Genomic DNA, 10,742 nt, shown 5'->3' with positions numbered 1-10,742 from the left:
AGTTAGTCCAACTTCCGTAGGCGCAGGTACGTATTACCCGGTATGTTTTGATGCAACAAATGTTTGTTATGGACCTACCCCAAACACAGGTGTAAGCGTAACCATTAATCGTTGTACCACTTGTAATGCTGGCTCAACAGCCCCAACTTTATCAGCTACAAGTGTTACAATTCCTTCTTCATCTACTACTGCGAGTTTGAGTGGATTGGTAAGCAGTACTTGCCCTTCAGGTTCGGCCCTTGAATGGCACACCGTTAGAACAGGTTTGAGTGCTGCTAACAAAGTAGCTGGTCCAACTTCCGTAGGCGTAGGTACGTATTACCCGGTATGTTTTGATGCAACCAATGTTTGTTATGGACCTACCCCAACCACAGGTGTAAGTGTAATACAAGCAGGATCTTTAAGTTGTCCTAGCAATTCATTGTTTAATTTATCAGGATTAGCGGTATTAAAAGATAGTTACATACAATTAACACCTGATGCTACTTCTGCCGCAGGTCAGGCATGGAGCAAGCAAGCAGCTAATTTAGGCAGAGATTTCACTATAAAATTTAAAGCGTTCTTTGGAAATAAAGATGGCGGCAACGGTATTGCATTTCTTTTCAGAAATCCTAGATCAGCTTCTTCGGGTCAAAATAACGTCAATGGTTTGATGGGATATGCATTAATTCGACCTTCTTTTGCGGTAGAATTTGATACACAAAGAAATACCTATATGGACATTGATCCAATTGATGAGACGAGTGTTATTGAGATAGATACAGATGTATATCCTAATAGTACGGCATTCCAAACCTCTGGCTATCATTACTTATATAACCGAGTAGGAGAAAGTAAGAATTTAGGTAACATCGAAGATAATGCTTGGCATAACTGCGAAATAAAATGGAATGCTACTACTAAAACGATAAGTGTAATGTTTGATGGCAGATTGGTTAATCAAGCTATAAGAGATATTGTAAAGTTAGATTTAGGTGGTAATGCCAATGCAGTTTTTGGTTTTACAGCAAATACAGATGGACTTAGAAATCAGCAGAGTGTTTGTGTAGAATCAGTAGTATATGATGTGTGCAATTCGGGTACTTCAGCACCTATTTTATCTACTTTTATGAAAACCAATGTTTGTCCAAGCACTACTGTCAACTTGAGCGGTTTAGTAGCCAGTTCTTGCCCTACAGGTTCTTCTTTAGAGTGGCATACACTACAATCTTATGAAATCGGTATGAGTCCAGCAAATAAGGTGGCTAACCCAACAGCTGTAGGTGCAGGTACATATTATCCAGTGTGTTTCGATGCGATCAATAGTTGTTATAGCTCTTTCCCTGATCCTGGCCTAACTGTAATTATTAATAATTGTGGCTCAAATAACAGACAAGCGGCTAATATCGAAGCAATTAATACTACTGAAACAGTTGAATTAGATAAAGCAACAGTCTTCCCTAACCCATCATCTGGTAAGTTTAGTATTAATTTAAAAGGTCAAAAAGGCGATGCACAAATCGTTGTAACAAACATCATAGGTAATATTATTCAATCATCTATGTACAAAGTTGATAATAATACTATCGAAGTTGATTTAAGCAACCAATCATCAGGTATGTATTTGTTAAACATCACTATTGATAATAAAAACGTTACCAAGAAATTAATACTCGAAAAATAAAGTTTAAAGTATCAATATCTATTTTCCGAGTATTGATTTAACATGACTCATCCCAACTTGCCAGCCCGATAAAAAACTAGACACAACTTAAGGGAAAACCTAACTTGTAGTCAATATGAGCAAACATCGCAAAAGTTGGAGTGAGACAACACCTTCAAAACTACCAGCAACACAGTATCACAGCAACGATACGCCATTTTAACGTTGCATCTTCGATGATTTTTAGGGGCAATCCATAAAGGATGCCCCTAAAACCGAGAGACAAAGCATCGTTTATCGAGCAGACTACCTCGTCTTTTACGCGAGAATCAGCTTTTGAAAGAACTTGTAGCGGAAAAGGAGACAGTTCGACGCTGCGGCTCAAAATTCGGGTAAAGGACGCACTTCTAAAAAACCATCCATCAAAACAAGGAACTTTATTGTCTGGTATTTCAATGGTAAGCTGCATAGCGATATACTCTTTATGAGTTTTCCCTCAAACAAATCGTGTCTGTTCTGCGCCTCAGGGCAATTCAATATCTTTCAGGCTAAACGGCACGGACTTAACGGAAGCAGAGGTTTCGATGAGAATTTTGAGTCTCCATTTGGGGTTTGGTTTTTCATCATAGCTGTAGGTGTGCAGGTGGTCGCCCGAGATAAAGCGTCCACTTCGGCGTATTTCTTTGCCCGTTTCATCTTCCATTTTGATGTCTACGAGTTTGCTTAAATCCCCGTTTACGTAAAACGAAAGTTCGTTTTCGCCAGCCATGCCCGCCCCAAATCCCTCCACCAAGGCCATAAGTCCAGCGGCGATTTCGCGCGTGGCGGGGTCGAGCTGTTTCATTTTGGCATCACGCTCCGCTTTTTGTTCTTTGGCCATTTTTTCGACCGACTCTTTGGTAAAAAACGTAACAGACAGCGGTGCTTTTTTAGGCAATAAATTGATATTGGGCTTTGCCTGAAAATTGGCCACTTTCACAATCGCGCCGTTGGCTTCGGTAGGATTATACAAATCCAACGTCCCCGAAACTTCTTTGATGGAGGTCGCTTTACGCAGCGGATTTTTAAGTTCAATTTTAAGTTTTTCGTCCCCAATTTCGGCATAATCAGCCCGATCTTGTTTATCGGTTAGAAGCTCAACGCCTTCACTGTCAACCGCCTTAGCGAGACTCTTGATTCTGACGTATTTGTATTTACGTACTTCGTCGCCGGTCGTCTTAATTTCAATTTCACAGCGGTTTCCGAAGTAAGAATTACTAAGAGAACGGCGGTCTTCTAGGCTTACAAGAGCCACTTTTTGAGCAAGTGCAGTACACCCCCACAACAGCGTTGTAAGGGCCATCAAATAGGTTTTCATCTTAAGTAAAGAGATAAAGGTTTTGGAATAATTACCCAATTTTAGGCAACTTTTACCTTACTTGCCGTACCATAAAATAAGTAATAGCGTCTAAGCTGTAGGAACGCCTGAAACGAGAGATACGAGAAAGGGCTAGAACCGCATAAACCACAAAAAGTACATAGTCTGATGTTGCTCAGTAAAGAACAGATTTTAAAACAATACTTTGGATACGATACCTTCAGACCGTTACAATCCGAAATCATTGATTGGATAGCGGCAGGAAACGACTGCATGGTGCTGATGCCTACGGGCGGTGGCAAATCTGTGTGTTTTCAAGTCCCCGCCTTAATGAAAGAGGGCATCACACTCGTGATATCGCCGTTGATTGCGCTCATGAAAGACCAAGTCCAAGCCCTCCGCGCCAACGGCATTGAGGCCGCTTTTCTAAACAGTACGCAGAGTACAGCGGAGCAATACGCCATCGAAAAACAATGCCACGCAGGCGAGCTAAAACTGCTCTATATTGCGCCAGAGAAGATTTTTGCCTCGGGTTCGCTGGACTTCATCAGGTCATTGAAAATCAATCTGTTTGCCATTGACGAATCTCACTGCGTATCGGTGTGGGGGCACGATTTTCGTCCGGAATACACGCAGCTGCACATTCTAAAAGCGGCGTTTCCCGACGTGCCCATGGTGGCGCTAACGGCCACCGCCGACCGCGTAACGCGGCGGGATGTGCTGAAACAATTGGGCATTCCCGAAGCGCGGGTGTTTGAGGCCTCGTTTGACCGCCCCAACCTTTCGCTCAATGTGCTGTCGGGGCGCAACCGAATCAAGGTCATTGAGCAATTTATCAACGACCACCCCAATCAGTCGGGCATCATCTACTGTCTGGCCCGCAAAACCACCGAAGACATTGCCCAAAAACTACGCGCAAAGGGCATCAATGCACGGCATTATCACGCCAAACTCCCTCCCGAAGAACGCTCCAAAGTGCAGGATGATTTTCTGCGCGACGATATACAAATCATGGTCGCCACCATCGCTTTCGGAATGGGGATTGATAAATCGAACGTACGCTGGATTATGCACTACAACATGCCCAGCAACGTCGAAAGTTTTTACCAAGAAATTGGCCGCGCAGGCCGCGACGGACTTAAATCCGACACGATGCTGTTTTATAGCTTTGCCGATTGGATGATGCGCCGCGACATGATTGCAAGTTCGGAGTTGCCCCAACACCTCAAAGATATTCAGTTTGCCAAACTCGACCGCATGAAGCAATATGCCGAGGCAGACCACTGTCGGCGGCGCATTTTGTTGAGTTATTTCAACGAAGCCGTCGACCGCGATTGCGGCAACTGTGATGTATGCCGCAATCCCCGCTCCAAATTTGACGCAACACTGGCCGCCCAAAAGGCCCTGTCGGCCATTGCGCGTACGGACCAGAGAATTGCGATGGGCCTGTTGGTTGACGTACTGCGCGGCTCCCACAACCGCAACGTAACCGAGCGCGGCTACGACCGCATCAAGACTTTTGGCGCAGGCCGCGAGCTGCGCGCCGAAGAATGGGCCGACTACCTCACCCAAATGCTCAACTCGGGCGTGATGGATGTGGCCTACGACGAAGCTCACTCACTCAAGCTCAACGAAACCTCGTGGCAAGTACTGCGCGGAGAGCGCAAGGTGCAGTTGGTGCGGTTTGAGTCGTACGAAGAAAAACGCAAGCGTCAGGAAGAAACCGCTGAGCCGGTCAAGACCAAGAAAGAGGTCATTCGTGATGAACTGTTTGAGCGATTACGCAAAGTACGGAAGCAGTTGGCCGATGACCTAAACGTACCGCCGTTTGTGGTATTTTCGGATGCTACGCTGTCGGATATGGCCGAAAAACGCCCCATTAATCGTTTTCAGATGTTGCAGGTTTCGGGGGTAGGAGAAACCAAGTTTTCGCATTACGGCGAAGCGTTTATCAACGAGATTCTGGAATACGCCCGTTCCAAAACCCAGCCGGGTACGCGCATCGTTAATGGCATGACTTACATCGAAACCCACGATTTGTACAAACAGGGATTGACACCAAGTCAGATTGCCCAACGCCGAAACTTGAACGAACTGACGGTCTATTCGCACTTGGCCAAGCTGTACGAAGATGGCTACGAAATAGACGTATGGCAGTACCTCACCAAAAATGAATACCGCACCATCACCGAAGCCGCCGACCTACTCCAAGTAACGCCCGGCGCAGCGCTAAAACCATTGTTTGAGCAACTGGAAGGCCAATATGAATACTATAAACTGCGCATAGCGCTGGCGATTTGGGGGAAAGGAAAATAACGTGTATAAAATTTTGACAAATGTTGCGCCTCCGAGAGGCGCAACATTTGTAGGATTTCACTCCCTTATCCCCAGCAAATTCAGCATAAAGGCGTATTCCAACGCAATGTCTTTCAGTCGCTTAAACCGCCCCGATGCGCCGCCGTGGCCTGCTTCCATGTCGCAGTGAAGCAGGAGTTGATGCTCATCGGTTTTGAGTTCGCGCAGCTTGGCAATCCACTTAGCTGGCTCCCAATACTGCACCTGAGAGTCGTGTAAACCCGTTGTTACCAACATATTGGGATAATCCTGCGCTACTACATTGTCGTAAGGGCTGTAGGATTTCATGTAATCGTAATAAATCTTCTCATTGGGATTACCCCATTCTTCGTATTCACCCGTGGTGAGTGGGATGGTTTCGTCGAGCATGGTCGTGACCACGTCCACAAAAGGTACCTGCGCCACCACCCCTTTGTACAATTGCGGAGCCATGTTGACCACCGCCCCCATCAGTAGTCCACCTGCACTGCCGCCCATGGCAAAAAGCCCTTCGGGCGACGTCCATTTTGTTTGAATTAAGTACTCAGAGCAATCGATAAAATCGGTAAAAGTATTTTTCTTTTGGAGCATTTTACCGCTTTCGTACCACGCCCGGCCCATTTCATGCCCGCCGCGAATGTGCGCAATGGCAAACGCAAATCCTCGGTTCAACAAACTCAAACGCCCCGCGCTGAACGTTGGGTCCATAGAATAGCCGTAGGAGCCGTAGGAATATTGCAAGAGTGGCGCTTTTCCGTCTTTTTGAAAGCCTTTTTTGTACACAATTGACATCGGAATCAAGGCTCCGTCGCGAGCGGTGGCAAAAAGCCGTTCGGTTTGGTAGTCTTCTTTGTTAAAATCGCCCAACACTTCCTGCTGTTTGAGCAAAACACGCGCTTGAGAATCCATGTCGTAGTCAAACGTACTGTTGGGGGTCGTGAGCGACGTGTATCCGTAGCGTAACACAGTGGTATTAAAATCGGGATTATTGCTCAAATAGGCCGTATAAGCAGGCTCTCCAAAGTTTAGATAATGCTCGACCTGTGTTTTTTGGTTGATGATGCGAATTTTCAACAACCCTTCGCCCCTTTCCTGCAATACCAAATGATGCTGAAAAGCCTCTAGCCCTTCCAGATACACATCGGGCCGGTGCGCGATGAGCTCACGCCATTGTGTTAAATCTCCATGGTGAGTTTCTGACACCGACATCAGCTTAAAATTGGTGGCCCCACCGAGGTTGGTACGGACATAAAAGGCATCGTCTAAATGCTCAATAAAATATTCGTGCCCGCGTTGGCGCGGCAAAAATGAAACGCACTCACCCGTAGGTTCGGCAGCTTTTAAGAGTTTATACTCAGTCGAAACCCCATTTTGATCCGATACAATAGCAATGTACTTTTTAGATTTCATCCGGAACAGTCCTAGATAAAACTGGTCGTCCGACTCTTCATACACCAATACATCTTCACTCACATCGGTACCGAGCCGGTGCCGCCAAACCTGAAATCCCAGAAGCGTAGCGGTGTGTTTTCTAATATAAAAAATTGTTTGATTATCGGCCGCCCACGCGTAGTTTCCTCCTTCAGTATCGGGCACCGCATCGGGATACATCTCACCCGTAGTCAGGTTTTTAAATTTCAACGTGTATAGCCTACGGCTGACGGTATCTTCGCCAAAAGCCGCAATTTCTTCATTATCAGCTATCTCGGGAAAGGTGGCGTTATAGTACGAATAGCCTTGGGCCAATTCGTTGATATTGAGCATAATCTCTTCTGCGGCGGCCAACGATTCTCGCTTACGGCAATACACGGGGTATTCGCCACCGTGTTCATAGCGATAATAATAATAGTAATTCCCAACTTTATACGGCACCGATTCATCTTCTTCTTTGATACGGGCCTTCATTTCCAAAAACAATTTCTCCCTCAGCTCACTGACGGGCGCCAAAACGGCTTCCGTGTAAGCATTTTCAGCATTTAGGTAGTCGATTACCTGCGCGCTTTCACGCTCCCGAAGCCAATAATAATCGTCGGTTCTGACATCATTGTGTAATTCAAATCGGTGCGGAATCTTGGGGGCTTTAGGCGGTTGAAAGGAAGTCTGACTTTGGGACATAGCGATTAAGAAAGAGTGTTTTTAACGCTGAAAATTACAATATCTTCCTGGAAATACGGTAATTTTGTTAAAAACTAACGCAATGATTACTGACATCCATTCGCTTGACCCAAACGGCACGTATACCTACGCTGATTACCTGAAATGGCGATTTGATGAGCAGGTAGAGATTATCAAAGGGAAACTCTACCGAATGTCGCCAGCTCCAAAAATGGCTCATCAATGGGTATCAAATAAGCTATCTTTCCTGCTGAATAAGCATTTTGAGGGAAAATTGTGCACCATCTTTGAAGCGCCGTTCGATGTACGTTTACCCATTGGAAATGATCATTTCCCAGAGAAAATCTATACCGTAGTGCAGCCTGATATTTGTGTGATTCGTGATGAATCCAAATTAGATGAAGACGGTTGTCTAGGTGCTCCCGATTTAATCGTTGAAATCACTTCGACATCAACGTATAAAAAAGACTTCAACGAAAAGTTTAACTGGTACGAAAAATCAGGGGTACGTGAATACTGGATTGCCATCCCGAGCGAAAAAGCGATACAGGTCTATTATCTCGAAAACGGTCAATACCAATTGGGTGGGATTTACGACAAATCTCCGGCTCAATCGGTGATTTTCGAGGGATTTGAAGCGGCGTTGGAGAAAGTTTTCAGATAGTATCTTCCTCCTTAAACCACCCCGCGTACATCACATAATTATTGGCGGTGCGCATAAACACCTCACCTAAGTCGGGCGTTACGTCTTTGAGGTATTTGGCGGGGTTACCCGCCCAAATCGTACCTGGCGGAATCGTTTTCCCTTGGGTTACCACCGCCCCAGCGGCAATGATTGAGCCTGTTCCAACGTGTACACCATCCATCACGATGGCCCCCATCCCAATCAGCACTTTATCTTCGATGGTACAACCGTGAACAATGGCGTTGTGAGCAATAGAAATGTGGTTGCCGATGATGGTTTTGGTTTTTTGATAGGTACAATGAATCACGGCGCCGTCCTGAATGTTGACGTAGTCGCCCATTTGAATGGTATTTACATCGCCGCGCACCACGGCATTGAACCAAACTGTGCAATAATCCCCCATGATAACTTCACCCACAACGGTGGCGTTGTCGGCAAACCAACAATTTGGACCGTATTGGGGAGTTGCACCGCGCACAGATTTTATAAGAGCCATTTTTCCAGTGTCGATTTGTGATTACTAATTTTCGATTTGCTTTTTCTTCTCGTTCCTTTTTCTCCGTTTTCCTTTCTCCAGCATTCAACGCAAAGATAGCAGTCAATCGGTTTTATTTCCGTTTCTTATTGGTTTTTGACGGTTTCAAACATTAAAAATTGGACAATCCTGTTCCACTATCTTTCTTTGATAAAAAATCAAAGTATGTCAAATCCGCTGGCGTCCAAAACGCGAATCTTCATCGTTGTCATCACATTTCTGATTGTATGCGCCTTTTTGATGCGGTGGTACGTTTTTAAAATCCCGTGGCAGGCCAACCTCTTTCTCGCCCTTATCTCGGGCTCGGTCATGGTTATTTCGTGGTTTTTTTTCAGTAAACTCCACCATTTTTTCGACTCCTTTTTCCCCTACGAAAACGGCATCATCATGCGCATGATTCCGCAGGTATTACTCACCTTCGTTTTTGTTTTGGTAGTATCGGGAGTTACTGTCTCATGGGTGATGTCTCTTTTCCCTTTTAGTTCACTGATTGCCCAACAATACACCGATTTGGCCAAAGTTGCGGGGTATTTCGCCCAGTTTTTGGTGGTCTTGCTCATCAACGTACTGCACCTTTCCGATTATTTATTCCATAAATGGCGCGAAAATGCCACGCGGGCCATTCACCTCGAAAAAGAAAAATCACAAGTACAATTTGATAATTTAAAAAACCAGCTGAATCCTCATTTTCTGTTCAACAGCCTGACCTCGTTGGACAGCCTGATTCAGGAAAACCCCGACTTGGCGCGGCAGTTTTTACAGCAGCTTTCGAAGGTATTTAGGTATGTTTTACAACATAAAGACAAAGGATTAGTACCGCTTTATACCGAGATTGATTTTATAAAAAACTACGTTTTTTTGCTTCAAACACGTTTTGAAACCTCTCTGACGATTGATTTTCAGATTTCGAACGAAAGTCTTGAGAAGAAAATAACGCCCGTTACGCTTCAAATTTTAATTGAAAATGCGCTCAAACATAATATCGTTAGTGCAGCTCACCCGCTCACCATCCGGATTTGTTCGGATGAAAAGTATTTAAAAGTTGAAAATAATATTCAACCCAAAAAACAGGTGGAAACCTCCAATGGTCAGGGACTACAAAACCTCAAAAATTTGTATAAATTCCTGACCGATACGCCTCTTGAGACCGTCATCCACAACGGAAAATTTGTAGCTTATATACCTTTGATCGCCTGAGTGAACACAAGAGATGAAAAGTAAGAGGTAGGGGTGAATTTCATACTTCATAATTCGTACTTCCTACTTCTTTTAAAACTCCCTTAAATCCCGAAGTATGCAAATATTAATGCTTGAAGATGAGCCGTTGGTGGCCAAAAATCTGGAAAAACTAGTCCGAGAACTCCTGCCACAGGCAACCCTCTTGGGACCGCTAGTCAGTGTAGAGGCTGCATTGAATTGGTTTAAACAAAACGCCGAACCTGACCTTATTTTGGCCGACATTCAATTGGCCGACGGCGTTAGCTTTGATATTTTTCATGAATTGAAGGTATCGTGTCCCATTATATTTACCACCGCTTATGACGAATACGCCATTCGGGCTTTTAAGGTCAACAGCATTGATTATTTACTAAAACCCATTGATAAAGAAGACCTTAAGTCAGCTTTTGAAAAATTTAGCCGCTGGCAAAACACGCCTGATAAAGAAGTTTTCTCTCATCAATTACGGGATTTACTTCATGATTTAGAACATCGAGCCGCAAAACAATACAAACATCGCTTTACGGCTCATTATCAGCGAGCGGTGGTTGCCGTCCCCGAAACGCGGGTAGCTTATTTTGTAAGGGAAGAAGTCATTTGGCTCGTCACCACCGATAATCAGCGCCTGATTACGGATTATCAATCGCTCGATGAAATCGAAGACCTGCTCGACCCTACCCAATTTATACGGGCCAACCGGCAATACATCGTCAGAAAAGAAGCCCTAGAAAGCTATCGAACGCATTATTCGGGCAAAATAGAATTGTCGCTTACTGTGCCCGTCAAAGAAGAAATTATCATCAGCAAAGACAAAGCCGCGCAATTTCGGATTTGGTTTGAGCTATAAAGGGATGTC

General features: G+C 44.8%; 9 protein-coding genes. 5 read left to right on the top strand and 4 right to left on the bottom strand.

The genetic code is table 11. The features are described from left to right. The coding region (locus NCI00_RS13055; protein WP_253528192.1) for a lectin-like domain-containing protein at positions 1-1,663 on the top strand (1,663 nt) is incomplete at its 5' end. A 160-nt stretch (positions 1,664-1,823) separates the two neighbouring features. Here the strand turns inward: NCI00_RS13055 and NCI00_RS13050 are convergent. Together NCI00_RS13050 and NCI00_RS13045 are read right to left on the bottom strand one after the other, a co-directional pair. Continuing rightward, on the bottom strand, positions 1,824-2,111 hold the full coding sequence (locus NCI00_RS13050) for a hypothetical protein (RefSeq protein ID WP_253528191.1): 288 nt from the start codon (positions 2,109-2,111) through the stop codon (positions 1,824-1,826). Between the two features lie 54 nt (positions 2,112-2,165). Further along, the gene (locus tag NCI00_RS13045) at positions 2,166-2,999 is read right to left on the bottom strand and encodes a hypothetical protein (protein WP_253528190.1); all 834 of its coding nucleotides are present in this window, start codon (positions 2,997-2,999) and stop codon (positions 2,166-2,168) included. Positions 3,000-3,167: 168 nt separating this feature from the next. Between NCI00_RS13045 and recQ the strand changes: the two genes are divergently transcribed. Beyond that, positions 3,168-5,315, top strand: coding sequence for a DNA helicase RecQ (recQ, locus tag NCI00_RS13040; RefSeq protein WP_253528189.1), 2,148 nt, complete (start codon positions 3,168-3,170; stop codon positions 5,313-5,315). 57 nt (positions 5,316-5,372) lie between these two features. On the opposite strand, the gene NCI00_RS13035 is transcribed toward recQ, so the two are convergent. Further along, positions 5,373-7,448, bottom strand: a complete 2,076-nt coding sequence (locus NCI00_RS13035; protein WP_253528187.1) for a S9 family peptidase — start codon at positions 7,446-7,448, stop codon at positions 5,373-5,375. An 82-nt stretch (positions 7,449-7,530) separates the two neighbouring features. On the opposite strand from NCI00_RS13035, the gene NCI00_RS13030 reads away from it, so the two are divergent. Next, the gene (locus NCI00_RS13030; RefSeq protein WP_253528185.1) at positions 7,531-8,112 is read left to right on the top strand and encodes a Uma2 family endonuclease; all 582 of its coding nucleotides are present in this window, start codon (positions 7,531-7,533) and stop codon (positions 8,110-8,112) included. Here the strand turns inward: NCI00_RS13030 and NCI00_RS13025 are convergent. Beyond that, complete coding sequence (locus tag NCI00_RS13025) at positions 8,105-8,629, bottom strand: gamma carbonic anhydrase family protein (RefSeq protein WP_253528182.1); 525 nt, start codon at positions 8,627-8,629, stop codon at positions 8,105-8,107. The two genes, NCI00_RS13030 and NCI00_RS13025, sit on opposite strands and share 8 nt — an antisense overlap. Positions 8,630-8,833: 204 nt before the next feature. Here NCI00_RS13025 and NCI00_RS13020 point away from each other — a divergent pair, with 204 nt between their 5' ends. Together NCI00_RS13020 and NCI00_RS13015 are read left to right on the top strand one after the other, a co-directional pair. After that, positions 8,834-9,865 (top strand): sensor histidine kinase, encoded by a 1,032-nt coding sequence (locus NCI00_RS13020; protein WP_253528179.1) that lies wholly within the window; start codon positions 8,834-8,836, stop codon positions 9,863-9,865. A gap of 97 nt (positions 9,866-9,962) precedes the next feature. Beyond that, positions 9,963-10,733 (top strand): LytR/AlgR family response regulator transcription factor, encoded by a 771-nt coding sequence (locus NCI00_RS13015; protein WP_253528176.1) that lies wholly within the window; start codon positions 9,963-9,965, stop codon positions 10,731-10,733. The last annotated feature ends 9 nt before the right edge of the window (positions 10,734-10,742 follow it).

It is taken from the genome of Runella salmonicolor, assembly GCF_024158025.1.
Lineage (GTDB): Bacteria > Bacteroidota > Bacteroidia > Cytophagales > Spirosomataceae > Runella > Runella salmonicolor.
Note: the sequence above shows the minus strand (reverse complement) of the source record. Positions and strands in the feature narration are given on the sequence as shown.

Excerpts from the sequence above, each read along its gene's own strand:
- NCI00_RS13035 (WP_253528187.1), bottom strand. The coding sequence starts at position 7,448 with ATGTCCCAAAGTCAGACTTCCTTTCAACCGCCTAAAGCCCCCAAGATT.
- recQ (WP_253528189.1), top strand. The coding sequence starts at position 3,168 with ATGTTGCTCAGTAAAGAACAGATTTTAAAACAATACTTTGGATACGAT.
- NCI00_RS13030 (WP_253528185.1), top strand. The coding sequence starts at position 7,531 with ATGATTACTGACATCCATTCGCTTGACCCAAACGGCACGTATACCTAC.
- NCI00_RS13015 (WP_253528176.1), top strand. The coding sequence starts at position 9,963 with ATGCAAATATTAATGCTTGAAGATGAGCCGTTGGTGGCCAAAAATCTG.
- NCI00_RS13045 (WP_253528190.1), bottom strand. The coding sequence starts at position 2,999 with ATGAAAACCTATTTGATGGCCCTTACAACGCTGTTGTGGGGGTGTACT.
- NCI00_RS13025 (WP_253528182.1), bottom strand. The coding sequence starts at position 8,629 with ATGGCTCTTATAAAATCTGTGCGCGGTGCAACTCCCCAATACGGTCCA.
- NCI00_RS13020 (WP_253528179.1), top strand. The coding sequence starts at position 8,834 with ATGTCAAATCCGCTGGCGTCCAAAACGCGAATCTTCATCGTTGTCATC.
- NCI00_RS13050 (WP_253528191.1), bottom strand. The coding sequence starts at position 2,111 with ATGCAGCTTACCATTGAAATACCAGACAATAAAGTTCCTTGTTTTGAT.